We start from the raw sequence: 22,132 nt of genomic DNA, 5'->3' as shown, positions 1-22,132 counted from the left end.
TCATGAGCACGCTCGAACAACTGTATAGCCAGGCCGGCAAACGCGCCGCCGACAGCAATCTGACCTACGCGGGCGCCCTCTCGCCCGCCGAGGCGTTCGAACTGCTGCAACTCGACCCGCGCGTGCGCCTGATCGATGTGCGGACCCGCGCCGAGCTCGACTGGGTCGGCCGTCCGGCGATCGATGGCGCGCAGTACGCGCATATCGAATGGATCCGCTACCCCGGCTCGGTGCCGAACGCCGAGTTTATCGAACAATTGCGGCAGGTCGCCACCCCGGATACGCCAGTCGTGTTTTTGTGTCGCAGCGCCGCGCGTTCGAAACTGGCGGCAGTCGCGGCCCAGAAGGAAGGTTATGCGCAGGCTTATGACCTGCTGGAAGGCTTCGAGGGCGACAAGGATGGGCAGGGACATCGCAAAACCGTGGCGGGATGGTGTTTTCGCGGGCTGCCGTGGATCGGGGCTTGATTTTGAAATCGCACATGCATGCAATTCCCGTACAATGAATGCATTGCATTCGAAGTGGGGGTTGAGATGGCAATGTTGACTGTACGGAACTTGCCTGACGAGGTACACCGGGCGCTACGGTTGCGCGCGGCGGAACACGGCCGAAGCACCGAGGCAGAGGTACGCGACATACTGGAAGCAGCGGTCAAGCCGGAAGGACGCGTGAAACTCGGCTCGTTTCTGACCGGATTTGGCCGTGAAGCGGGTTTGAGCGATCGCGAGTTCGCCATTTTCGAAAACATCCGTGACCGGACCCCGGCCAAGCCCGTGAGCTTCGAATGATTTTGCTGGATACGAACGTGGTGTCCGAGCTGTTTCGTCTGACCCCCGATATGAAGGTCATCGAATGGCTCGATGCACAACCGCTGCAGACGCTCTATCTGTCCGCCATCACCGTGGCGGAAATGCGATGGGGCGTCGCACAAATCCCTGCGGGCAAGCGACGCGATGCGCTGAACGCGAAGCTCGAAGAAGGCTTGATGCCGCTGGTAGCCACACGCGTATTGCCGTTTGACATCGACTGCGCTCAAAGCTACGCCGACCTCATGACAAAGGCCCGCGCAGAAGGACGCGGCATCGCTCTGGCGGATGGCCTCATCGCCGCAGTCGCCGCGGCGAAAGGTCTCGCCGTCGCCACTCGCGACACATCGCCTTTCGAGGCCGCCGGTTTGACGGTCTTCAACCCCTGGGACTAGGCAAGAGTCCGCGCACGCGCCTGACTCTCCCCTCGTCGACCGGCGCGAGTCCTTTCCCGCCGACTCTGACGCCCGAGCCGAAATGCACCGCGCGCACGCCCGTCGATGCGACGAACGGCGCGACCGCATCGACGGTCAGTCCCGCGCCCGCCAGCACCGTGCAGCGTGTTCCCGCCGCCTTACCGACGAGCTTCGCGATCGTGCCCTGCGCATCCAGCACCGACGGCTTGCCGCCCGACGTCAGCACGTTCGTCACGGCATCGAATCGCAGCAGCGTATCGAACGCGGCGAACAGATCGCGCGCTTCGTCGAATGCGCGGTGGAAAGTGAACTGCAAGCCATCCGCGGCTTCGATCACGCGCGTGAGGCCTTCCGTGTCGATATCGCCCTGCGCGCTCAGCATGCCTGTGACGATCGCGTTCGCCCGCGTTTTCGCGATCGCGCGCACGTCGCGGAGGATGACCGCGTAGTCGTCGGCATCGTAGACGAACGAGCGGCTGTGCGGGCGCACGATGACGTTCACCGGAATATCGACCGCATCCACCACCGCTTCGATCAGCCCGATGCTCGCCGTCAGCCCGCCCTCGCCCATCGCGGTGACGAGTTCCAGCCGGTCTGCGCCGCCGCGTTGCGCCGCGCGCGCATCGGAAACGGTCGTCGCGATGACTTCCAGCAAGGTCACTTCGTTTCCTCCGGCGGCACTTCCACGACTTCGCCGCCCAGCGCGATCACGCCCTCGCGCAACATCTCGAAGGCCGCGTTCGCTTGTTCCGGATCGCCCTTCACGCCGAGATCGATATGCGAGCGCGCGTACAGCGTCCCACGCGCCGCATCGCCGACGCTCGGCAGGCTGAACGCGCGCACGCCTTCGAAATCGCGCTCGATCGCCACCATCAGCGGCGTGATGCGCGACTCCGGCAGGCCGAACACGAGCAGCGAGCGCTCGACATGCGGGCTCGCGTGATGCAGATGCGCATACTTCGTGTCAAGCACCCATTCGATCATCGGCCAGGCCATCACGGGAAAGCCCGGTACGAAGTGATGATCGCCGACAGAAAAGCCCGGAATCCGGTTGTAGCTGTTCGGAATGATCGACGCGCCCTGCGGAAACGTGCCCATGTTCAGCCGATGCAGATTCTCCGGCGACTCCAGTTCGACCGGCTTGCCGGCCTGCGCGGCCGTTTCGCGGATGCGCGCGCGGATCAGCTCCGCCGCTTCGGGATGCAGCGCGAGCGGCACGCCGAGCGCCTGCGCAGCGCACTGGCGTGTGTGATCGTCCGGTGTGGCGCCGATGCCGCCGGTCGAAAACACGATATCGCCCGACGCGAAGGTACGCGCAAGCGTCGCGGTGATGCGCGCGGGATCGTCGCCGACATATTCGGCCCAGTCGAGCGCCAGCCCGCGCGCGCTCAGCAGTTCGATGATTTTCGGCAGATGCTTGTCGGTGCGGCGCCCGGACAAGATCTCGTCGCCGATGATGATGACGCCAATGCCCATGAAAGCCCCCTGGTCCTTACAGTGAAACGTCGCGGGATTCGACCGTGATCGCCGGATAGCGCGGCTCGTTCGCGCGCAGGCGCTCGAGCGCGTGCAGACAGTAATGCGCGAACCACAGCGCGGAAAACACGAGGATGAACGCATACGCCCAGATCGTCACGGCGGCGACGACGGGAAAAAGCGGCAGCAGCCACACCGACCATGCCCAGAGCATCGTCGGCACGGAACTCAGGAGGCCGCTCACGATGCCGATGCTGAAAAGCGGCCAGCGCGCGTCACGCACGATCGCGCGGCGCTCGTCGACGCTGGCGTGCAGCGCGAGCGCGTCGTAGGTCATCACGCGATAGGTCAGCCAGCCCCACAGCAGCGGCGGAATCAGCGCAAAGAACGGCGGAATCAGCCACAGCGGCAAGGTGACGACGAGCAGCACGAGGCACACGACCGTGGTCACGACCGAATGCCCGAGGCTGCCGTACCACGAACCGCCGCGCCGTTCTTCGAGCGACGAATAATGGCCCTTCGGCTGGCGCGTGAGCAGCTTGATGACGCCGGGCATCGAAATCGTCGCGATCAGCAGCAGCACGGTAACGACGATCAGCGGCACCGTCATGATGACGACCAGAAACGGCGCGATCACCGCGTGCAGCGCCGAAAATCCGACCGCGTCGAAGAGACGGTACATCGCGGTCGTGAGGGACCAGCCGTCGAGCCAGCTATTCGCGGCGCCCGTGAGCGTCTGCCAGAAAAACCAGAGGAGCGCGCCCCATAGAACAGTGGCGACGCCGAAGGGCATCAGCGTCAGCCAGAGCATGCGCGGATGAAAGACGTTCGCGAGCGCGCGCACGAACGAACGCAGCAAGTCACTCATGCGTGATTCGTAGAAGAAGAAAGAAGAACCGACAGGATAAACCAGCGCCACACGCGAGCGCTGGTCTTGGAGACAGGCTCAGACGGCCGCCGAGTTGTCCGATGCGGACGCGCCCGCGCGGCGTGCGGAAAGGCGCGCGGCAATGCGCTTGAACGCGAGCCAGTGCTGCTCGATGAAGCCATCGCCGTAACGGACCGCCACCACGCCCGGCGCGCCCAGCTGGTCGCGGATGCCGGTGGGCTCGACGGTGCGGTCGAACGACGCCGAACGGAACAGGATGTCCCAGAACGAGAACAGCACGCCGAAGTTGCAGCCGTAGGTAGTGCCTTCGTGGCCGAAGCCGATGGCGTGATGGCGGCGATGGAACGCCGGACTCACGACGATCCGCTCGCCGAGCCAGCCGTAGTGCAGGCGAATGTTCGCGTGCTGCAGGCTCTGCATGAAATTGGTGATGGCGACGAGCACGACGAACTGCGACGGCTCCACGCCGATCACGAGCGCGACGCACGCGAAGAAGCTCGCCTGCAGGATGTCGTCGAGCAGATGATTGCGGTCGTCGGTCCAGAGCGACATCTTCTGCTGGCTGTGGTGCACCGCGTGCAATTCCCACCAGATGCCGATGCGATGCTCCAGCCGGTGATACCAGTAGCCGGCGAAATCGAGAATCAGCAGATAGATCACGAAGGTGACGAGCGGTTGCGTCGTCACGCCCGGCCACAGGTTGTCGATCTCGAGATTCGGCACGTCATGGATGCGCAGCCAGCTTTGCATCGAATCGAAAAGCGGCTGGAACGTGAAGAAAAAAAACAGATTGAGAATGCCGAGCTTGACGATCCACGTATAGAGCACGTCCACGCGCACGCCCTTGCGGTCTTTCCACGTTTCCGCCGGGCGGAACGCTTCGAGCGGACGCAGGATCGCGTACATCGCCAGCACTTCCAGCACGCCGACGATCACCCAGTAGAGCGCGTCATAGGTGTCCTCGTCGTAGTCCATCATGCCGAACTTGAACAGCGTGGGCTGGACCACGTCGACATAGAGCAGCGTCTGCAGCCAGGAAACGAGCCCGTCGAGCGACGAAAGAATGGAATGAAACATGGTGCTCCGTGGTGCTGGGGCCGTCCGGTGCGCCGGCCTTTCCTCAATCGTAGTATAGGGCGCGGCGGGCGCCCATACCTGTACCCCGCTTACGCCCCGTTGGGCGCCGTCACCGGTGCGCGGTTGTAGAAGTAAATGCCGTGCGGCGAGCGGCCCACCTTTATGGTTTCGATCAGCTTACGATTCGCCAGGTCGATCACGCCGACATGCTTCGCGAAGCGGAACGTAACCCACAGATACTTTTTGTCGGCGGAAAGTTCCATGTCGTCGGGCCCCGGCAGCAGACCAGTGATGTCGCCGACATTCGTGAGCGAGTCCTCGTCGATGATGCTGATCGTGTTCGCGACGCGGTTCGACACCAGCACGTGCTTGCCATCGACCATCGAACGGAAGTTGTGCGCGCCCTTGCCCGTGGTGATGGTCTTGACGACCTTCTGGTTGCGCCAGTCGACCACGGCCACGTAGTCCGCGCCCGTCATGCCGACGAGCAGATATTTGTCGCCCGGCGTGAACCAGACGCCCGCGGGCACCTTGCCCACTTTCATCTTCCATTTCACCGTTTGCGTCGCGAGGTCGATCGCGGCGATTTCACCCGAAACCTGCAGCGAGATGAAGGCGGTCGTGCTGTCGTTGGTGAACGCGATATGACTCGGCATCGTCGCGAGCGGCAGGCGCTTCGCGATGCTCAGGTTCTTGCCGTCGAAATGATAGATATCGAGGCGGTCGAGGCGCAGGCCTGTCGACACGAACCATTTCTTGTCGGGCGAAAAGCCGATCTGGTACGGATCCTCGATGTCCTGCACCCAGCGCTGCACGCCGCCGGTTTTCGGATCGACGAACATCAGGTTGTTCGACACCGAATTCGCGACGATCAGCGATGAATTGTCCGGTGTGGGCATCAGATGGTGCGGCTCCTTGCCGGTCGGCACGGTGCCGACGACCTGATGGGTGTTTTCGTCGATCAGGCTCAGCGTGGCTTCAGCCGAATTAAGCACGACGACGTTATTGGCGAGCGCCGCAGTGGCGATCAGCGCTGCGCCGGTGGCGAGCGCGGCGCGTGCCGCGCTTGCGCGGACACGGTTGAAACGGAAGATATTGCGCATGAAAAGTAGGCTTCGGAAGGCAGGCGTCATTGTAGAACGTTTGCTTCGCGCGGCGCGTTGACCGGGTGCGGCTTTTTGCGCAAAACGCTGGATCGGCGCAAGAAACGGCGCGCTTTGCGCCGCCACCTAGCGCTGCATCGATTCCCAGACCTTATAGAGGCGTTTCACCGAAACCGGCATCGGCGTGCGCAATTCCTGCGCGAACAGCGACACGCGCAGTTCTTCGAGCAACCATCGATACTCGGACAGGCGCGCATCCGCGACTCCCCCGCGTTGCGACATCGCGCGCTGATAATGCTGCGCGAGCGGTTGCAGATCGGCGAGCAGGCGCGCGTCGCGGGCCGGATCGGCCTTGAGCTTGTCGATGCGCAGCGCGATTCCCTTCAGATAGCGCGGAAAGTGCGCGAGTTGCACGTACGGCGTGTCGATGACGAAGCGCTTGCCGATGAGCGCGTTCAATTGCGCCTGCAAGTCCGCATAGGCCGATGTGAACGATTTCGCCTGCGCCACCTTTTTCCCGAGCGCCGCATATTCGGCCAGAATCGTGCCGACGAGCCGCGCGATTTCCTGCGCGAGCAGCGTGAGACGCCCTTTCGCGGCGTCGCGGCGCGCGTGGAAGGTAGCGTCGTCGTCGGGAAGCGGGTCTTGCAGACACGCGCGATCGAGCGCCGTGTCGACGATCTGATCGCGCAGTTCGTCGGCGGTGCCGAGCGCCATGTATTGCATCGACATTTCGCGCAGGCCCGGCAGGTTTTTCTCCAGATAGCGGATCGGCTCGCGCAGTTGCAGCGCGAATAGCCGCCGCAGGCCCGCGCGATGGATGCGCGCCGCTTCCTCGGGCGAATCGAACACTTCGACGTCGCAATGCGTGCCGCGATCGACGAGCGCCGGATAGCCGAACAGCGTCTGTCCGCGTCGGCGAATTTCCAGCAGTTCGGGCAGCTTGCCGAAGTTCCACGTCGTGAGATTTTCGTAGAGCGCGGTGCCGGACGACGTTTCACCGGACGGCTGCGCTGGCGGCGCGCTCGTTTCTCCGGACAGTGCATCGAGCGCGACGCTCGCAGCCGCCGATGTCAGCTTCTGGAACTGCTGCTGCGCCTGACCGCCGAGTTCCGCGCGCAGTTGCGCGAGATTGCGGCCCATCGCGAGCTGGCGGCCGTGTTCGTCGATCACCTTGAAGTTCATGAACAGGTGCGCGGGAAGCGTTTCCAGCTTGAAATCGGCGCCTTTCACGGCGACTTGCGTCTGTGCGCGAATATCGGCGATGAGCGAGTCGACCAGCGCGCCCGCGCCGAACTTCGGTCCGCCATGACGTTCGGCGAAACCCGCCGCGTATTCCGGCAACGGCACGACGTGCCGGCGCAGTTTCTGCGGCAGCGACTTCAGCAGCAGTTGCGCCTTCTCCTTGATCATGCCCGGCACGAGCCATTCGACGCGGCGCGCATCGACCTGATTGAGACCGTACAGCGGCACCGCGAGCGTCACGCCGTCGCGCGGCGAACCCGGCTCGAAGTGATAGGTCAGCGACATCTCGATGCCCGACATCGTCATGCGCTTCGGGAACAGATCGGTCGTGACGCCGGCGGCCTCGTGGCGCATCAGGTCGTCGCGCGAGAGGAACAGCAGCTTCTCGTTGCCCGCCTTCTTCTGTTCATCGCGATACCAGCGCTCGAACGCCGCGCCCGTCCACATGCCTTCGGGAATCAGCGAATCGTAGTAACCGTAGATGAGTTCATCGTCGACGAGCACGTCCTGGCGGCGCGACTTGTGCTCCAGTTGCTCGATATCGGCGACCAGCTTGCGGTTGTGCGCGAAAAACGGCAGCCGCGTGTCGAATTCGCCTTCGACGAGCGCGCCACGTATGAACAGCTCGCGCGCATATTTCGCGTCCTGCTGGCCGTAGCTCACGCGCCGGCGCGCGTAGACCGTCAGCCCGTAGAGCGTCGCGCGCTCGTACGCGACGACCTGCGCGGCCTTTTTCTCCCAGTGCGCGTCGGACAGCGATTTCTTCAGCAGATGCGCGCCGACCGTTTCGAGCCATTCCGGCTCGATCTTCGCGATCGTGCGCGCGTACAGCCGGCTCGTTTCGACGAGTTCGCCCGCCATCACCCAGCGCCCCGCTTTCTTCAGCAGCGCGGACCCCGGCCACAGATGGAACTTGATGCCGCGCGCGCCGAGATAATGCGGCTCGTCGTCGGCTTTCAGCCCGACATTGCCGAGCAGACCCGTCAAAAGCGACAGATGCACTTGCTCGAAAGTCGCATCGGAATCGTTCAGACGCCAGCCGTGTTCGCGCACGACTGTCAGCAATTGCGAATGCACATCGCGCCATTCGCGCAGCCGCAGATGCGACAGGAAGTTCGCGCGACAGGCATCGGCGAGCTGCTTGTTCGATTTCTTGTGCGCGACGGCGTCCTCGAACCACTTCCAGATGCGCGTCCATTGCAGGAATTCGGAGCGCTCGTCGACGAACTGCCGATGCGCCTGATCCGCCTGCTCCTGCGCCTCGATCGGCCGGTCGCGCGGGTCCTGCACCGACACCGCCGAGGCGATGATCAGCACTTCCTTCAGCGCGTGATGATCGCGCGCGGCGAGAATCATGCGGCCGACGCGCGGATCGAGCGGCAGGCGCGCGAGTTCGCGGCCGAGCGGCGTGAGTGCGTTGTCGTCATCGACCGCGCCGAGTTCGTTCAGCAGTTGATAGCCGTCCGCGATCGCGCGTCCCGGCGGCGGCTCGATGAACGGAAAGGTTTCGATCTCCGTCAGATGCAGCGATTTCATCCGCAGAATCACGGACGCGAGCGACGAGCGCAGGATTTCCGGATCGGTGAAGCGCGGCCGCGCCTGGAAATCCGCTTCGTCGTAGAGACGGATGCACACGCCGTCCGCGACGCGCCCGCAGCGGCCGGCGCGCTGGTTCGCCGCCGCCTGCGACACCGGCTCGATCTGCAACTGCTCGACCTTGTTGCGATACGAATAGCGCTTCACGCGCGCCATGCCGGTATCGACGACATAGCGGATGCCCGGCACCGTCAGCGAGGTTTCCGCGACATTGGTCGCCAGCACGATGCGCCGCGCGTTCGACGGCCTGAACACGCGCTCCTGCTCCTGCGCGGAGAGACGCGCGAAGAGCGGCAGGATTTCCGTATGCGGCGGGTGATGCTTGCGAAGCGCCTCGGCGGTATCGCGGATTTCGCGCTCGCCGGGCAGGAACACGAGCACGTCGCCGGGGCCGACGCGGCACAGATCGTCGACGGCATCGACGATGGCTTCCATCAGATCGCGATCGGCCTTGCGGTCGTTGCGCCTCGGCAGGGTGCCTTGCGCGTTCTTGATCGCCTCGCTTTCTTCCTCGATCGGCTGATAGCGCACTTCCACCGGATACAGCCGCCCGCTCACCTCGATCACCGGCGCGGGTTTGTCGTCGCGGCCGAAATGGCGCGCGAAACGCTCGGCGTCGATGGTCGCGGACGTGACGATCAGCTTCAGATCCGGGCGCTTCGGCAGGATTTCCTTCAGATAGCCGAGCAGAAAGTCGATGTTGAGGCTGCGTTCGTGCGCCTCGTCGATGATGATCGTGTCGTAGGCCTTGAGCAGCGGATCGGTCTGCGTTTCCGCGAGCAGGATGCCGTCGGTCATCAGCTTGACCGACGCGCCCGGCGCGAGATTGTCCGTGAAGCGCACCTTGTAGCCGACCACTTCGCCGAACGGCGTGCCAAGCTCCTCCGCGATGCGCCGGCCCGTGGCCGAAGCGGCGATACGGCGCGGCTGCGTGTGACCGATCAGCCCGCTGCCGCCCGCGCCGAGACCGCGTCCGAGCGCGAGGCAGATTTTCGGGAGCTGCGTGGTCTTGCCCGAGCCGGTTTCGCCGCTGACGATCACGACCTGGTTCGCCGCGATCGCCCGCGCGATTTCCTCGCGACGGCCGGAAACCGGAAGCGCTTCGGGGAAGGTGATCGGCGGAACGGGATTCGGCGTGACGATGCGTGGCGCGCGAGGCTGGCGTGGTTCACGTGGTTCGCGCGGCTGGCGTGGTTCGGCCGGGCGTTCGCTTCGCTGTTCGACGACAGGTCGAGGTGGCCGCGCCGTATCCGGCTTGCGGGCTTCGACAGGACGGTTTTGCGGTGCGCGCTCGATGCGCGGAGGACGATTTCCCTGCTCGCGCCGGACCTCATCGCGTTTCGGGCGCGTTAGCGCAGCAGGCTGCGCGGGCGGCGGCTGCGCCACATCGCGCGGTTTCGGCGAACGTTGAACGGACTGCGGCTCGCTCGGTTGCGATCGAGGTTGAGTCTGCTTCGGCTGGGCAGGCGCCGCCGCCTTCCCGCCCGCAAACCGGCGCGCGGCGAGTTCCTTCTTGCTCAATCCCGCCGTTTCGCCGGAGGCGCCCGCACCCTCACCCGCATGCGCGTCGCGCAGCAGATTTTCGCGCAGCTTTTGCAACTGCTCGCGCGTGTCGAGGGCTTGATCGGCGGATTGCGGCTTGCCCGGCTGGTTGGGGCGTGCGGGTCGGGAAACATTCGGCATAGCGTCGCATTATAATCCCGGGATGAATTCCCAAACCGACCTCACGATCGCCACTCAGGCGGCGTCGCAGCCCGCTGCGACAGAGCCCGAAGCGTCGAATCCCCACGCCCAGTTCGTCGACTGGATGCGCTCCGTCGCGCCCTATATTCACGCGTTCCGCAACAAGACCTTCGTGGTCGCGTTCGGCGGCGAGCTGGTGCAGGAAGGACGCCTGAATGCGCTCGTGCAGGACGTCGGCCTGCTGCACGCGATGGGCATCCACGTCGTGCTCGTGCACGGCTCGCGCCCGCAACTCGACGAGCAACTGAGCCTGCACGGCGTCGAATCGTCGTTCTCGCACGGCCTGCGCATCACCGACGCCCGCGCGCTCGAATCCGCGAAGGAAGCCGCCGGCGAAGTGCGCCTCGATATCGAGGCCGCGATCAGCCAGGGCTTGCCGAACACACCGATGGCGCACGCGCACATCAGCGTCGTGTCGGGCAACTTCGTGACGGCGCGGCCGGTCGGCATTCTCGACGGCGTCGATTTTCAGCACACGGGCGTCGTGCGCAAGATCGACGGCGATTCCATCCGCCAGTCGCTCGCATCGAACAAGCTCGTGCTGCTGTCGTCGCTCGGCTTTTCGCCGACCGGCGAGGCATTCAATCTGTCGATGGAAGATGTCGCCTCCGCAGCGGCCATCGCGCTGCGCGCCGACAAGATCATCTTCGTCACGGAAATTCCCGGACTGGTGGATTCGGAAGACGAGCTCATCCGGGAACTGTCGCTCGACGACGCCTATCGTCTGCAGGAAAGCGGCGAGCTGCAGGGCGACACGGCGTTCTATCTGAAGCATACGGTGCGCGCGTGCCGCGGCGGCGTGGCGCGCGGCCACATCATTCCGTACCGGCTCGACGGCAGCGTGCTGCTCGAACTGTTCCTGCACGATGGCGTCGGCACGATGATCTCCTACGAGAATCTCGAAAGCCTGCGCGAAGCGACGCCGGACGACGTCGGCGGCATTCTCACGCTGATCGAGCCGCTCGAATCCGACGGCACGCTCGTGCGGCGCGGGCGTCACCAGATCGAACGCGATATCGATCACTTTTCGGTCATCGAGCACGATGGCGTGCTGTTCGGCTGCGCGGCGCTCTATCCGTACACGCAGGAGCGCATCGGCGAGATGGCGTGCCTGACGGTCGCGCCGGAAGCGCAAGGTTCGGGCGACGGCGAGCGGCTGCTCAAGCGCATCGAGCAACGCGCCCGCGCGCGCGGCCTCACGCGCATCTTCGTGCTGACGACGCGCACCGAACACTGGTTCCTCAAGCGCGGCTTCGTGAAGGTGACCGTGGACGATCTGCCCGAGGATCGGCGGCGCTTGTACAACTGGCAGCGCAAGTCGCTCGTCCTGATGAAACAGCTTTGAACACGAATGAACGAAGCGCAGCTTTGCGCTCAGCTACCCCGATACAGGAGAAACTCAAGATGGCCCGAATGGTTCAATGCGCGAAGCTCGGCAAGGAAGCCGAAGGACTGGATTTTCCGCCGCTGCCGGGCGAACTCGGCAAGCGCATCTACGAGACGATCTCGAAGGAAGCCTGGCAAGGCTGGCTCAAGCAGCAGACGATGCTGATCAACGAAAACCGCCTGAACATGGCCGACCCGCGCGCGCGCCAGTACCTCATCAAGCAGACCGAGAAGTACTTCTTCGGTGAAGGCGCCGATACCGCTTCGGGCTACGTGCCGCCGCAAAGCTGAAATCCGCGCTTGATCGCACCGAGAAACCGGCCCACGCGGCCGGTTTTTTGTTGTCCGCGCACGGGCAAAATGTTCCGAATGGACCATCAGACGAATGAGAGAAGACTCGGCGCAATCCTAAGCCCGGTAAGGGATCGCGCGACTCGTGCGGCCTTGTCCTAACCAGTCGGTTTGCAGATCGTCTGTCATCGTGTTATCATCTTCTTGTTATCAACAGCAACTCACCATCATTGACGCATTGAGTTCGTAGCATTTTTATTCGAACACAGCGCGGTAGTGACAGTTTTCATACAAAGAGGCGCGTCGGTTCATTAGCAGCAACGCCGGCCTTTTTCGTCTCAGGTTGTTTTTTCGCCGACGTCGCGGCCCACCCGCGGCAACTCCGGATTCCCGCTGAGTTCGCCGTCCGCACGTCAAATTCGTTTGTTTCATCCCGAGTGCAATTTCGCGACCCACCGCGAAGCACCGGCACCGCGTTTGCTTTTCTATTCGGCATCTGCTTCATACAGGATGCCGCGCGGAGCCATTGGCGATCGTTTTCCGCTGTCTCGATACCAAGGCGGCGCCGTCGCGAAACTGCACTGTCCCGAAGCTCCGTGCGAGTTCTCGGGATCGAATACGGAGTTTTTCGAACTATGTCTTCTCTTCAAGAGGGCCTTTGGCGCACACAGGATTCATCGAGTCAGAAGTCCGATCTCACCCTCGACGACATCACCATCGTCGATCAGTCCTTGCTCAAACGCGCGGTCGGCGCCATGGCCATCGGTAACGCGATGGAATGGTTCGACTTCGGCGTGTACAGCTACATCGCCGTGACGCTCGGCAAGGTGTTCTTCCCGTCGAGCAGCCCCACCGCGCAGTTGCTGGCCACGTTCGGCACGTTCGCGGCCGCGTTCCTCGTGCGCCCGATCGGCGGCATGGTGTTCGGCCCGCTGGGCGACCGCATCGGCCGCAAGCGCGTGCTCGCGATGACGATGATCATGATGGCCGTCGGCACGTTCTGTATCGGCATCATTCCGAGCTATGAAACGATCGGCGTGATGGCGCCGGTGCTGCTGCTGGTCGCGCGTCTCGTGCAGGGCTTCTCGACGGGCGGCGAATACGGTGGTGCGGCGACCTTCATCGCCGAATTCTCGCCGGACAAGAAGCGCGGCTTCATGTCGAGCTTCCTCGAGTTCGGCACGCTCGTCGGCTATGTGCTCGGCGCGGGCGTGGTCGCGGTGCTGACCGCGACGCTCTCGGAAAGCGCGCTGCTGTCGTGGGGCTGGCGCATTCCGTTCATGGTCGCGGGTCCGCTCGGCCTGATCGGTCTGTACATCCGGATGAAGCTCGAAGAAACGCCTGCGTTCCAGCGCGAAGCCGAGAAGGCGGAAGCGGTGTCGCATGAAACGACCAAGGAGCAATTCCGCGAGACGCTCATCCAGCAATGGAAGCCGCTCCTGCAATGCGTCGGCCTCGTGCTGATCTTCAACGTGACCGACTACATGGCGCTGTCGTATCTGCCGAGCTATCTGTCGGCGACGCTCAAGTTCAACGAGACGCACGGCCTGTTCATTGTGCTCGTCGTGATGGTGCTGATGATGCCGCTGACGCTGTTCGCCGGCCGTCTGTCCGATACGATCGGCCGCAAGCCTGTGATGCTCGCGGGTTGTGTCGGCCTGCTGGTGCTGTCGATTCCGGCGCTCTCGCTGATCCGCATGGGCACGATTCCGTCGATCTTCGCGGGCATGATGATTCTCGGCGCGCTGCTGTCGACGTTCACGGGCGTGATGCCGTCGTCGCTGCCGGCCCTCTTCCCGACGAAGATCCGCTACGGCGCGCTCGCGATCGGCTTCAACGTGTCGGTGTCGCTGTTCGGTGGCACGACGCCGCTCGTCACGGCATGGCTCGTCGACACGACCGGCAACCTGATGATGCCCGCGTACTATCTGATGGGCGCGTCGCTGATCGGTATCGTCTCGGTGCTCGCGCTGCACGAGACGGCGAAGAAGCCGCTGAAGGGTTCGCCGCCGGCTGTGGCGTCGAAATCGGAAGCGCACGCGATCCTGCGCGGCCATCGCGAAGCCGCCGAAATGGACGACGCATTCCCGGAAGGCACGGTGCGCGCGTAAGCGTTCGGGCTGTCTGACGGCAAAAGGCCGGTGCGTGAGCGCCGGCCTTTTTTTATGTCGCGAGCGCGACGATGCGCGCTTGCGGTTTTCCATCCTCGATGTCGAGCAGCGCGAGCGTGACCGGCAATCTGAAGCGGCGTGGCCCCGCGCTGCCGGGATTCACGAACAGCACGTTGCCGCGTCGTTCGATGAGCGGCTTGTGCGAGTGACCGGTCACGACGACATCGATGCCGTCGAGCTGCTTCGGCACATCGGCGATATCGTGGACGACGTGGATCGTCACGCCGCCGAGTTCGATGCGCGCCTGTTCGGGCAAGTGCGCGACGCCCTCGCCGATGTCGTTGTTGCCGCGCACGACCGTGAGCGGCGCGAGTGGCGCGAGGGTATCGAGCACGTCGCGTTTGCAGATGTCGCCCGCGTGGATGATGTGCGAGACGCCACGCAACGCCTCGAGCGCCTCGGGGCGCACGAGGTTGTGCGTGTCGGAGATGAGGCCGATGTGCATCATCGGGTGTCCTTGCGCTGAACCGGTGCCGATGATTATGCAGGCGGGGTGAAATCGTGTCGAACGGGGCGCGCATCGGCGGCTGTCGCGGTTTTGGCGCGCTGCCTCGCAATGGTAGAATCGCGTCCGCCCTTGCCGGGGTGATGAAATTGGTAAACATAGCGGACTTAAAATCCGCCGCCTCACGGCTTGCCGGTTCGAGCCCGGTCCCCGGCACCAAAGCGGGCTTCGTGCGACGCCCCCTCACACCGCATTCAACAACCTCTCCGCGTCCCTCACCGCATCGAACAGCGCCTCGATCGCCGTATCGCGATCCAGCAGGCACACGTGTTCGACATCGAACGGCAGCGCGTCCACGCCGATGAACCGAACCGTCCCGCTAAAACAGTCGCGCACCTTCCCCCTGCGCACGGAAGCAATGAAATGGGGCGTGACGTAAAGAGCAACGGGCGTCATGGCGGCCTCTGCGATGGTCCGGTCGATGAGCCAGAGTCTAGCCACGCGCATCGCCGCGCGGCACCCGTCTGACGCGGGGAGCGCCCCCCTCTTTCGCGGCCCGCCGCTACACCGAATGCCCCAGCACGCGCGCGACGTAGTGCCGTCCCCAAGCCTCGCCGTGCGCGATCGCCTCGGCGACGGTCTCGAACGGGCCGTGGTCGCCCGTCATTTCGCCGGAATCGCTCGCGAGCGCGGAACCGTGCACCGGCTTCTGATCGAGCCGCGTCACGCGCACGCGGATCGCGTATCCCTCGGACGGGGAAGCCTCCTCGTCGCCGTCGGCTTCGATCTGCCGCGGCACGGCCTGCATGGCAAGCAGGTAATCGCCTACTTCGATGTCCTTCTGCATGACGGTCGTCTCCATCGGTCAAAAACGCGCGGATCGTTCGACAGTGCCGATTGTGCTACCGCATCGCGCGACAAAACAAGCCATCGGCGCGCGGCGCCGCTGCGCCTCGATGCACTACAGTGATACACGGCCGCGCGTGTTATAAAGCTTCGCCCGACCTTCATCACGCTCCGATATGCCTCGCGGCATCGGGCATCGACCGAATTCATCGATGAAACATCGAAACCACCCTCTGCTGGCTGTCCTGATCTCACTTTCGTTCGCCTCACTCGCCGGCTGCACGTCTTATTACAAGAATGTCGAAGCCTGCAAGGAGAAGGTCCGCGCCGATTATCCCGACGCGGCCAGCGCGCCTTTGAAAATCACCGGCTCCGGCGCGAGTTATCATGGTTCGCGGGTGGTCGTGCACGGCACGATCCAGAACGCGCCGACGCCGCCCGCCACCAAGCCGGTGCTGGTCTCCGCGGCCGCCGAATGCACGTTCAGCGAAACATCGATGACGGGCTTCCAGTGGCTCGTGCCCGCGAAGCTCGCGCCGAAGCCGCCGGCCGCCGCATCCGACGACTGAGCCGAACAACCCGCCCGCGACGAGGAGACCCACGCACATGCTGCTCGCCCAGATCAGCGATCTGCACATCACGCCGCCGGGCACGCTCGCTTACGGCCGCGTCGATACGGCCGCCTTCCTCGCCCGCGCGATCGACGCACTCAATGCGCTCGACCCGCGTCCCGACGCCGCGCTCATCACCGGCGATCTCGTCGATGCGGGCGGCATCGACGAATACCGGCATTTGCGCACGCTGCTCGACCGGCTCGCGATGCCGTGGCGCGTGCTCGTCGGCAATCACGACGATCGCGCGAATCTGCGCACGGTCTTCGACGACCGGCCGGAACTCGCCACCGGCGACGCCTTCGTCCAGTACGCATTCGATGTGGCCGACGTCCGCGTGATCGCGCTCGATACGCTCGATCCCGGTTCGGGCGCGGGCCGCCTGTGCGCGACCCGCCTCGCCTGGCTCGAAGCGCAACTCGACGCGAGCCGCGAGCGGCCCGTCGTGATCGCGATGCATCATCCGCCTGTCGCGTGCGGCATCGGCTTCATGGACGACATCCGCCTCGCACCCGACGATAGCCGCGCGCTCGATGCGCTGGTGCGGCGCCATCCGAACGTCGAGCGCATCGTGTGCGGTCATGTGCATCGCGCGATCAGCGTGCGCTTCGGCGGCACGATCGTGTGGTGCGCGCCGTCGACCGCGCATCAGGTTGCCTTGCAGCTGAAGCCCGACGGCCCGGAGGCCTTCGTCATGGAGCCGCCCGCGTTCGGGCTGCATCTTTGGCGCGCCAATTCCGGCCTCGTCACGCATTGCATGAGCGTCGATCAGGGCGGCGGACCGCAGCCTTTCTGAGTATGATCGGCGGCTGACCGTCAACGTCTGCGTTTCCCATGTCCGCTGCGCCGCCACCGAATCCGCCGGAACGTCATCCGCACTATTCCCGCGCCACGCTATGGCTGCTCGCGACCATCGCGGGCGTTTCGGTGGCGAACATCTATTTCAATCAGCCGCTGCTCGACGACTTCCGCGCGAGCTTTCCCGGCAGCGCATGGCTGATCGGCGCCGTGCCGGCGTCGACGCAACTCGGCTACGCGCTCGGCATGCTCGTGCTCGCGCCGCTCGGCGACCGCTTCGACCGGCGTCTCTTGATCCTGCTGCAACTGGCGGCGCTCGGCGTATCGCTCGTCGTCGCGACTGCCGCGCCGACGCTCGCGGTGCTGATCGCGGCGAGCCTCGCGATCGGCATCGTGGCGACGATCGCGCAGCAAGCCGTGCCCTTCGCCGCCGAGCTCGCGCCCGCCGCCGAACGCGGTCACGCCGTCGGCACCGTGATGAGCGGGCTTTTGCTCGGCATTCTGCTCGCGCGCACGGTGTCCGGCTTCGTCGCGCAATATTTCGGCTGGCGCGCGGTGTTCGGCGCGTCCGTGTTCGCGACTATCGCGCTGGCGGTCGTCGTGATCGCGCGGCTGCCGAAAAGCCGGCCGACCTCGACGCTTCCCTACGGCAAGCTGCTCGCCTCGCTGTGGCATCTCGCAGCGGAAAACGCAGCGCTGCGCGAAGCATCGCTGACCGGCGGCGCGCTGTTCGCCGCGTTCAGCATCTTCTGGTCGGTGCTCACGCTGCTGCTCGCGGGCGAGCCGTTTCACATGGGGCCGCAGGCTGCTGGGCTGTTCGGCATCGTCGGCGCGGCGGGCGCGCTCGCGGCGCCGCTCGCGGGCAAATCCGCGGACAAGCGCGGGCCGCGCGCGGTCATCTCGCTGTGCATCGGGCTCGTGGCGGTGTCGTTCGTGGTGTTCGCGTTTTCGGCGCGGAGTATCGCCGGGCTGGTCGTCGGCGTGATCGTGCTCGATATCGGCGTGCAGGCCGCGCAGATCTCCAACCAGTCGCGCATCTACGCGCTCAAGCCGGAAGCGCGCAGCCGCGTGAACACGGTCTATATGGTCGCGTATTTCATCGGCGGATCATTGGGTTCGGCGCTCGCGTCGCTCGCGTGGCATGCGCTGGGCTGGACGGGCGTGTGTCTCGCCGGTCTCGCGGCGACGGCGCTCGCCGGCTTCAGCCACTGGCGCGGACGCGCGCGCGCTCAAGCCCGCTCGCGCGCGTAGTCGTGCAGCGCGTCGAGCACGCGGTCGAATTCCAGCGACTTGTCGAAAAAGTGGCGCACGCCGTATTGCAGGCAACGTTCGCGATACGCCGGCAGCGCGTGATTGGTCAGCACGGCGACGAACGCGCCACGCGCTCGCGGCGCGTCGCTCGCCTCGAGCCACGCGAGCACGTCGATGCCCGAGCCGCGCTTCAGTTGCAGATCGACGATCACCGCGTCGAAAGCCTGCGCCGCGAGCAGCGCGATAGCGTCGGCAGGGTTATCGGCGAAAGCGGTCACGCGCCACGGTCCGAGCGCGTCGATCGCCTCGGTCAGGCTGCGACGGATCAGCGGCGAATCCTCGATCAGCAGCACCGCGAGCGGTGCGCGCGGCGTCCGCTCGTGTCCTGCCCGGTCGTCGGTGTCGATGTGATTGCCCACGTCGGGCGCCCTCCGTGTGCCGCGCCGCTATTCGATCAGGCCGTTCTTGATCGCGTAATACGTGAGATCGGCGTTGTTGGCGAGCCGCATCTTTTCCAGCACGCGCGCGCGATAGGTGCTCACCGTCTTCACCGAAAGATGCAGTTCCTGCGCGATTTCCGTCGGAATCTGGCCGCCCGCGAGCTTGCAGAAGATCTGAAACTCGCGCTCCGAGAGCATTTCGTGCGGCCGCTCGGCGGCGGGTTTGTCGAGTTTGTCGGCGAGCGCATCCGCGATGAATTCCGACAGATACCGGTGCCCGCGCGCCACCGTGCGGATCGCGCGCACAATTTCATCGGGCGCGGCATCCTTGTTCAGATAACCGTTCGCGCCGGCCTTCAGCAGATTGATCGCGTACTGACTCTCCGGAAAGCCCGAGAGCATCAGCACGCCCTGCTCCGGCCGGATCTGCTTGATCACGCGCAAGGTGTCGACGCCGTTCTTGTCGGGCATGGCGATATCGAGCAATACCACGTCGAACGCCTGCTCGCGCACGCGCGCAATTGCCTCGTCGCCGGTGGCGGCCTCGGCGGCGACTTCCATGTCGGGCTCGTCCGCGACGAACTGGCGGAAACCGCTGCGCACGATCGCGTGGTCGTCGGCTATCAGGACTCGAATCATTCGCGTCGTCCGCAAGGCCGGACGCTCTTGTAGTAGTTGATCGGCCATGTCATGCAGACGCGGGGCACGCACTGCGCGCCCCGCGTCATCGCCCTTATCCGTTGCGGCCTTCCAGCAGGTCCGCCATGTCGTCGGCGTGTTCTTCCTCGACGGCGAGAATGTCCTCGAAGATGCGTCGCGTCGTGACGTCCTTGTCGCCGAGATAGCGAATGATCTCGCGATACGTATCGATCGCGATGCGCTCGGCAATCAGATTCTCGCGGATCATGTCGATCAGATCCTTGCCTTCGCTGTACTCCGAATGCGAGCGCGACGAGAGGCCGTCCGGCGCGAAATTCGGCTCGCCGCCAAGCTGCACGATGCGTTCGGCGAGCGTATCGGCGTGCTCCTGTTCCTCGTTCGCGTGCTCCAGGAATTCCTGCGCGACGGCTTCCGAATGGATGCCCTTCGCCATGAAGTAGTGACGCTTGTAGCGCAGCGTGCAGACGATTTCGGTGGCGAGCGAGTCGTTGAGCAGCTTCAACACGGTCTCACGGTCGGCGCCGTAACCCGTCGTCACTGCGCCTTCATCCATGTGCTGCCGCGCATCGGCGCGAATCTTTTCGACATCGAGGACAAAAGCGTCCGTGGACTGGCTCGGCGCAGCTTTTACAGCAGACGATTTGGACATTTGGTTCGCTCCTCTGTGATGGGGTGTGACATGACTGTTCGCTGGCGCGAGGACCGTGCAAGGCGGACCTGCATAGAACCCCGCTATCCAATCAGAGACTCCAATGCATGCGCCATGCCTGATCCCTTCAAAAAGCCGCGCGACGGTCGCAAAACCCGCGCGCGGCTTGATGGCTCATGGCTTTCGCCCGAATGGGGGCATCACGTTCGGAACACGCCGAGCAGCAAAGTGACCACGAATACGACGAGAAAAATATAGAAAAGGATCTTCGCGATTTCCGCCGCGCCGGCCGCGATGCCCGTGAAGCCGAACACGGCCGCGATGATGGCGATGACGAAGAAGACAACGGCGTAATGAAGCATATGACCTCCTCTAATCGATGGCTTTTTTCGTGACGACGAAGCCGAGCACCAGGAACACGGCGCACAGGATCAGGAACAGCACGAACAGGAATTTCGCGATGGCCGCAGCCCCGGCGGCGACGCCCGTGAAACCCAGCACGCCCGCGATCACGGCCACGATCGCGAAAAACAATGCCCACTTCAGCATGATCGTTCCCCGTAAGAATGGATGACGGAACCATCCTAGCGACGCGTCCGGCGGCGCGCATTCGGGCAGGCTCCTTTTTTGCTGTGGGAATCCACCGACACCCGCTTTCAAATCGGCTACCCGACACCATGAGCCACGTACCGCGCGCCGCGATACCGACGATCCTGCCCGACGAAACCCCGTCCTTCGCGGCCAATGAACCCGCCATGCAGAAAACGCCCACGCCGCCCGCGCCGGCCGGAATCGCGCGACGCGCGGCGCGTTTCAATGAGTGGATGCGCCGCTATAGCTGGGCCGTAGCGATGACGGTGGCGATCGTCATCACGGTGGGCGGGCTCGTCATTCTGGAATCGGGGCGCATGCGGATCGCGTCGGAATACGAAACCGCGCTCGACGCGAAGGGCGCGACCGCGCAGTTGTCGGCGCTCGCCGCCGATATCGCCACGCTCACCGCCGACGAACGCGGCTTTGCGCTGAAGCCCGACGGCGCGTATCAGGCGCACTTCCGGGAGACAACCGCACGCGTGCGGCGCACGCTGGCGTCGCTCGATGCGTATTACCGGCGCATCGGCGACGACACCGCGCTCGCGAGCTTCGCGCAGATCCGCGCCGCCGCCGACGATGAAATCGCGCAAGGCACCGTGCGCCTCGAAGATACGCCGGAAGACGCCGCCGCCCACCCGCGTCCGCTCGCGCTGCCGCCGCCCGACACCAGCGCGACGCTCGACGCGGCGTTGTCGCTGTTGCGCCTGAACGAGGAACAGCGCGCGCAACACGCGCTCGACGCGAGCCGCGCCGATCAGCGCATCTCCACGCTCTGTGTCGGCGCGTTGTGCGCGCTCAATATCGTGTTGTTCATCCTGCTGTTCCGCAATCTCGGCATCCAGCTCGACAAACAGGCGCGCGTGCAGAAGGCGCTCATCACGCAGCAGGAAGAACTCGATCAACTCGTGTTCGCGCGCACGCGCCAGCTCGAAGCACTCGCGTGGCATTTGCAATCGGTCAGCGAGAACGAGAAGACCGAGCTCGCGCGCGAACTGCACGACGAACTCGGCTCGATCCTCACGGCGAGCAAGATGGATGTCGCGTGGGTGCGCGGCAAGCTGAAGGACACCGAACCCGCGATGGCCGAAAAACTCGCGCGCGCGCTCGGCAATCTCGATCAGGGCATTGCGTTGAAGCGCCGCATCATCGAGGACATGCGCCCGACCGTGCTCGCCAACTTCGGCCTCGTGACGGCGCTACGCTCACTCGCCGATGAAGCCGCGCAACGCAACGGCTGGAATGTGGAATCGGATCTGCCGGGCGAGGACGTGAAGCTCGGCGAGGCGATCGAGATCGCGCTCTTTCGCGTTGCGCAGGAGACGCTCACGAATGCGGCGAAATACGCGCGTGCGAGCCGCATCCGGATTGCGCTCGATATCGATAAAGAGAACGTGTCGCTTTCGATCACCGACGACGGCATCGGCATCCGGCCGCAGGATCTGAAGCGCACGCAGACGCATGGGCTCGTCGGCATGCGGCAGCGTGTGTCGGCGCGCGGCGGGCGCTTCGAGATCGAGCGCGCGTCGCCGCATGGCACGGCGATCAGCGTGTCGATGCCGCGCGAGCGCAGCGTCGATGCGCCGCTCGCCGTGCCCACCGCGTAGGACGATGCCGACACCAAATGCGGACGCCGCCGACA

24 protein-coding genes and 1 tRNA gene are annotated in these 22,132 nt (G+C 64.6%); 11 read left to right on the top strand and 14 right to left on the bottom strand.

The genetic code is table 11. From position 1 onward, the window contains the following. Nucleotides 1-2: 2 nt before the first annotated feature. From BTHE68_RS04535 to BTHE68_RS04525, 3 genes are all read left to right on the top strand, one after another. The gene (locus BTHE68_RS04535; protein WP_162065322.1) at nucleotides 3-467 is read left to right on the top strand and encodes a rhodanese-like domain-containing protein; all 465 of its coding nucleotides are present in this window, start codon (nucleotides 3-5) and stop codon (nucleotides 465-467) included. Between the two features lie 66 nt (nucleotides 468-533). Continuing rightward, nucleotides 534-788: a FitA-like ribbon-helix-helix domain-containing protein gene (locus tag BTHE68_RS04530; RefSeq protein WP_162066787.1), complete on the top strand. Its 255-nt coding sequence runs from the start codon at nucleotides 534-536 to the stop codon at nucleotides 786-788. Next, the gene (locus BTHE68_RS04525; protein ID WP_162065321.1) at nucleotides 785-1,201 is read left to right on the top strand and encodes a type II toxin-antitoxin system VapC family toxin; all 417 of its coding nucleotides are present in this window, start codon (nucleotides 785-787) and stop codon (nucleotides 1,199-1,201) included. The genes BTHE68_RS04530 and BTHE68_RS04525 overlap by 4 nt, the downstream gene beginning before the upstream one ends. Here BTHE68_RS04525 and BTHE68_RS04520 read toward each other — a convergent pair. The 6 genes from BTHE68_RS04520 to hrpA form a co-directional block, all read right to left on the bottom strand. Beyond that, nucleotides 1,185-1,883, bottom strand: coding sequence for a copper homeostasis protein CutC (locus tag BTHE68_RS04520; protein ID WP_162065320.1), 699 nt, complete (start codon nucleotides 1,881-1,883; stop codon nucleotides 1,185-1,187). The genes BTHE68_RS04525 and BTHE68_RS04520 overlap by 17 nt on opposite strands. Then, entirely contained in the window at nucleotides 1,880-2,698 is an 819-nt protein-coding gene (locus tag BTHE68_RS04515; RefSeq protein WP_162065319.1) for a competence/damage-inducible protein A, read from the bottom strand. Before BTHE68_RS04515 ends, BTHE68_RS04520 begins: the two co-directional genes overlap by 4 nt. Nucleotides 2,699-2,714: 16 nt before the next feature. Then, on the bottom strand, nucleotides 2,715-3,566 hold the full coding sequence (locus BTHE68_RS04510) for an EI24 domain-containing protein (protein WP_162065318.1): 852 nt from the start codon (nucleotides 3,564-3,566) through the stop codon (nucleotides 2,715-2,717). A 78-nt stretch (nucleotides 3,567-3,644) separates the two neighbouring features. Then, entirely contained in the window at nucleotides 3,645-4,664 is a 1,020-nt protein-coding gene (locus BTHE68_RS04505; protein WP_162065317.1) for a sterol desaturase family protein, read from the bottom strand. Nucleotides 4,665-4,753: 89 nt separating this feature from the next. Further along, entirely contained in the window at nucleotides 4,754-5,767 is a 1,014-nt protein-coding gene (locus BTHE68_RS04500; protein ID WP_225936206.1) for a YVTN family beta-propeller repeat protein, read from the bottom strand. A 126-nt stretch (nucleotides 5,768-5,893) separates the two neighbouring features. Beyond that, on the bottom strand, nucleotides 5,894-10,291 hold the full coding sequence (gene hrpA, locus BTHE68_RS04495; protein WP_232077904.1) for an ATP-dependent RNA helicase HrpA: 4,398 nt from the start codon (nucleotides 10,289-10,291) through the stop codon (nucleotides 5,894-5,896). 22 nt (nucleotides 10,292-10,313) lie between these two features. On the opposite strand from hrpA, the gene argA reads away from it, so the two are divergent. From argA to proP, 3 genes are all read left to right on the top strand, one after another. Continuing rightward, nucleotides 10,314-11,696 carry an amino-acid N-acetyltransferase gene (argA, locus tag BTHE68_RS04490; protein ID WP_162065316.1) on the top strand — a complete coding sequence of 461 codons (1,383 nt, stop codon included), beginning with the start codon at nucleotides 10,314-10,316 and terminating at the stop codon, nucleotides 11,694-11,696. Between the two features lie 59 nt (nucleotides 11,697-11,755). Continuing rightward, a complete protein-coding gene (locus BTHE68_RS04485) occupies nucleotides 11,756-12,028 on the top strand; it encodes an oxidative damage protection protein (protein ID WP_008350541.1) in 273 nt (90 codons plus the stop codon). Between the two features lie 635 nt (nucleotides 12,029-12,663). Beyond that, nucleotides 12,664-14,139 (top strand): glycine betaine/L-proline transporter ProP, encoded by a 1,476-nt coding sequence (gene proP / locus BTHE68_RS04480; protein WP_162065315.1) that lies wholly within the window; start codon nucleotides 12,664-12,666, stop codon nucleotides 14,137-14,139. Between the two features lie 52 nt (nucleotides 14,140-14,191). On the opposite strand, the gene BTHE68_RS04475 is transcribed toward proP, so the two are convergent. Further along, nucleotides 14,192-14,644, bottom strand: a complete 453-nt coding sequence (locus BTHE68_RS04475; RefSeq protein ID WP_162066784.1) for a metallophosphoesterase family protein — start codon at nucleotides 14,642-14,644, stop codon at nucleotides 14,192-14,194. Between the two features lie 134 nt (nucleotides 14,645-14,778). Between BTHE68_RS04475 and BTHE68_RS04470 the strand changes: the two genes are divergently transcribed. Beyond that, nucleotides 14,779-14,863 (top strand) — tRNA-Leu (locus BTHE68_RS04470). Between the two features lie 24 nt (nucleotides 14,864-14,887). Here BTHE68_RS04470 and BTHE68_RS04465 read toward each other — a convergent pair. Together BTHE68_RS04465 and BTHE68_RS04460 are read right to left on the bottom strand one after the other, a co-directional pair. Continuing rightward, nucleotides 14,888-15,145 (bottom strand): hypothetical protein, encoded by a 258-nt coding sequence (locus BTHE68_RS04465; protein WP_232077903.1) that lies wholly within the window; start codon nucleotides 15,143-15,145, stop codon nucleotides 14,888-14,890. Nucleotides 15,146-15,206: 61 nt separating this feature from the next. After that, a complete protein-coding gene (locus BTHE68_RS04460) occupies nucleotides 15,207-15,491 on the bottom strand; it encodes a hypothetical protein (RefSeq protein WP_162065314.1) in 285 nt (94 codons plus the stop codon). Between the two features lie 211 nt (nucleotides 15,492-15,702). Between BTHE68_RS04460 and BTHE68_RS04455 the strand changes: the two genes are divergently transcribed. The 3 genes from BTHE68_RS04455 to BTHE68_RS04445 are packed head-to-tail and all read left to right on the top strand — an operon-like array spanning nucleotide 15,703 to nucleotide 18,150. After that, a complete protein-coding gene (locus BTHE68_RS04455) occupies nucleotides 15,703-16,059 on the top strand; it encodes a hypothetical protein (protein WP_162065313.1) in 357 nt (118 codons plus the stop codon). A 37-nt stretch (nucleotides 16,060-16,096) separates the two neighbouring features. Beyond that, on the top strand, nucleotides 16,097-16,897 hold the full coding sequence (locus BTHE68_RS04450; RefSeq protein WP_162065312.1) for a phosphodiesterase: 801 nt from the start codon (nucleotides 16,097-16,099) through the stop codon (nucleotides 16,895-16,897). A 38-nt stretch (nucleotides 16,898-16,935) separates the two neighbouring features. Then, nucleotides 16,936-18,150, top strand: a complete 1,215-nt coding sequence (locus BTHE68_RS04445) for an MFS transporter (protein ID WP_162065311.1) — start codon at nucleotides 16,936-16,938, stop codon at nucleotides 18,148-18,150. Here BTHE68_RS04445 and BTHE68_RS04440 read toward each other — a convergent pair. From BTHE68_RS04440 to BTHE68_RS04420, 5 genes are all read right to left on the bottom strand, one after another. After that, a complete protein-coding gene (locus tag BTHE68_RS04440) occupies nucleotides 18,129-18,569 on the bottom strand; it encodes a response regulator (RefSeq protein WP_162065310.1) in 441 nt (146 codons plus the stop codon). The two genes, BTHE68_RS04445 and BTHE68_RS04440, sit on opposite strands and share 22 nt — an antisense overlap. A gap of 27 nt (nucleotides 18,570-18,596) precedes the next feature. Beyond that, nucleotides 18,597-19,229 (bottom strand): response regulator, encoded by a 633-nt coding sequence (locus BTHE68_RS04435; RefSeq protein WP_162065309.1) that lies wholly within the window; start codon nucleotides 19,227-19,229, stop codon nucleotides 18,597-18,599. Nucleotides 19,230-19,323: 94 nt separating this feature from the next. Continuing rightward, nucleotides 19,324-19,899: a ferritin-like domain-containing protein gene (locus tag BTHE68_RS04430; RefSeq protein ID WP_162065308.1), complete on the bottom strand. Its 576-nt coding sequence runs from the start codon at nucleotides 19,897-19,899 to the stop codon at nucleotides 19,324-19,326. 200 nt (nucleotides 19,900-20,099) lie between these two features. Then, the gene (locus BTHE68_RS04425) at nucleotides 20,100-20,261 is read right to left on the bottom strand and encodes a DUF1328 domain-containing protein (RefSeq protein WP_075643714.1); all 162 of its coding nucleotides are present in this window, start codon (nucleotides 20,259-20,261) and stop codon (nucleotides 20,100-20,102) included. 10 nt (nucleotides 20,262-20,271) lie between these two features. Further along, nucleotides 20,272-20,448: a DUF1328 domain-containing protein gene (locus tag BTHE68_RS04420; RefSeq protein WP_016344887.1), complete on the bottom strand. Its 177-nt coding sequence runs from the start codon at nucleotides 20,446-20,448 to the stop codon at nucleotides 20,272-20,274. Nucleotides 20,449-20,576: 128 nt separating this feature from the next. Here BTHE68_RS04420 and BTHE68_RS04415 point away from each other — a divergent pair, with 128 nt between their 5' ends. Beyond that, nucleotides 20,577-22,097, top strand: coding sequence for a sensor histidine kinase (locus tag BTHE68_RS04415; protein ID WP_162065307.1), 1,521 nt, complete (start codon nucleotides 20,577-20,579; stop codon nucleotides 22,095-22,097). The last annotated feature ends 35 nt before the right edge of the window (nucleotides 22,098-22,132 follow it).

This window comes from Burkholderia sp. THE68, from assembly GCF_009938265.1.
In the GTDB taxonomy this organism is placed as follows: domain Bacteria; phylum Pseudomonadota; class Gammaproteobacteria; order Burkholderiales; family Burkholderiaceae; genus Caballeronia.
Note: the sequence above shows the minus strand (reverse complement) of the source record. Positions and strands in the feature narration are given on the sequence as shown.

What these genes read in the sequence shown, in the direction of transcription:
- BTHE68_RS04535 (WP_162065322.1), top strand. Translation starts at nt 3, where the DNA reads ATGAGCACGCTCGAACAACTGTATAGCCAGGCCGGCAAACGCGCCGCC.
- BTHE68_RS04530 (WP_162066787.1), top strand. Translation starts at nt 534, where the DNA reads ATGGCAATGTTGACTGTACGGAACTTGCCTGACGAGGTACACCGGGCG.
- BTHE68_RS04525 (WP_162065321.1), top strand. Translation starts at nt 785, where the DNA reads ATGATTTTGCTGGATACGAACGTGGTGTCCGAGCTGTTTCGTCTGACC.
- BTHE68_RS04515 (WP_162065319.1), bottom strand. Translation starts at nt 2,698, where the DNA reads ATGGGCATTGGCGTCATCATCATCGGCGACGAGATCTTGTCCGGGCGC.
- BTHE68_RS04510 (WP_162065318.1), bottom strand. Translation starts at nt 3,566, where the DNA reads ATGAGTGACTTGCTGCGTTCGTTCGTGCGCGCGCTCGCGAACGTCTTT.
- BTHE68_RS04505 (WP_162065317.1), bottom strand. Translation starts at nt 4,664, where the DNA reads ATGTTTCATTCCATTCTTTCGTCGCTCGACGGGCTCGTTTCCTGGCTG.
- BTHE68_RS04500 (WP_225936206.1), bottom strand. Translation starts at nt 5,767, where the DNA reads ATGCGCAATATCTTCCGTTTCAACCGTGTCCGCGCAAGCGCGGCACGC.
- hrpA (WP_232077904.1), bottom strand. Translation starts at nt 10,291, where the DNA reads ATGCCGAATGTTTCCCGACCCGCACGCCCCAACCAGCCGGGCAAGCCG.
- argA (WP_162065316.1), top strand. Translation starts at nt 10,314, where the DNA reads ATGAATTCCCAAACCGACCTCACGATCGCCACTCAGGCGGCGTCGCAG.
- BTHE68_RS04485 (WP_008350541.1), top strand. Translation starts at nt 11,756, where the DNA reads ATGGCCCGAATGGTTCAATGCGCGAAGCTCGGCAAGGAAGCCGAAGGA.
- proP (WP_162065315.1), top strand. Translation starts at nt 12,664, where the DNA reads ATGTCTTCTCTTCAAGAGGGCCTTTGGCGCACACAGGATTCATCGAGT.
- BTHE68_RS04475 (WP_162066784.1), bottom strand. Translation starts at nt 14,644, where the DNA reads ATGCACATCGGCCTCATCTCCGACACGCACAACCTCGTGCGCCCCGAG.
- BTHE68_RS04460 (WP_162065314.1), bottom strand. Translation starts at nt 15,491, where the DNA reads ATGCAGAAGGACATCGAAGTAGGCGATTACCTGCTTGCCATGCAGGCC.
- BTHE68_RS04455 (WP_162065313.1), top strand. Translation starts at nt 15,703, where the DNA reads ATGAAACATCGAAACCACCCTCTGCTGGCTGTCCTGATCTCACTTTCG.
- BTHE68_RS04450 (WP_162065312.1), top strand. Translation starts at nt 16,097, where the DNA reads ATGCTGCTCGCCCAGATCAGCGATCTGCACATCACGCCGCCGGGCACG.
- BTHE68_RS04445 (WP_162065311.1), top strand. Translation starts at nt 16,936, where the DNA reads ATGTCCGCTGCGCCGCCACCGAATCCGCCGGAACGTCATCCGCACTAT.
- BTHE68_RS04435 (WP_162065309.1), bottom strand. Translation starts at nt 19,229, where the DNA reads ATGATTCGAGTCCTGATAGCCGACGACCACGCGATCGTGCGCAGCGGT.
- BTHE68_RS04430 (WP_162065308.1), bottom strand. Translation starts at nt 19,899, where the DNA reads ATGTCCAAATCGTCTGCTGTAAAAGCTGCGCCGAGCCAGTCCACGGAC.
- BTHE68_RS04425 (WP_075643714.1), bottom strand. Translation starts at nt 20,261, where the DNA reads ATGCTTCATTACGCCGTTGTCTTCTTCGTCATCGCCATCATCGCGGCC.
- BTHE68_RS04420 (WP_016344887.1), bottom strand. Translation starts at nt 20,448, where the DNA reads ATGCTGAAGTGGGCATTGTTTTTCGCGATCGTGGCCGTGATCGCGGGC.
- BTHE68_RS04415 (WP_162065307.1), top strand. Translation starts at nt 20,577, where the DNA reads ATGAGCCACGTACCGCGCGCCGCGATACCGACGATCCTGCCCGACGAA.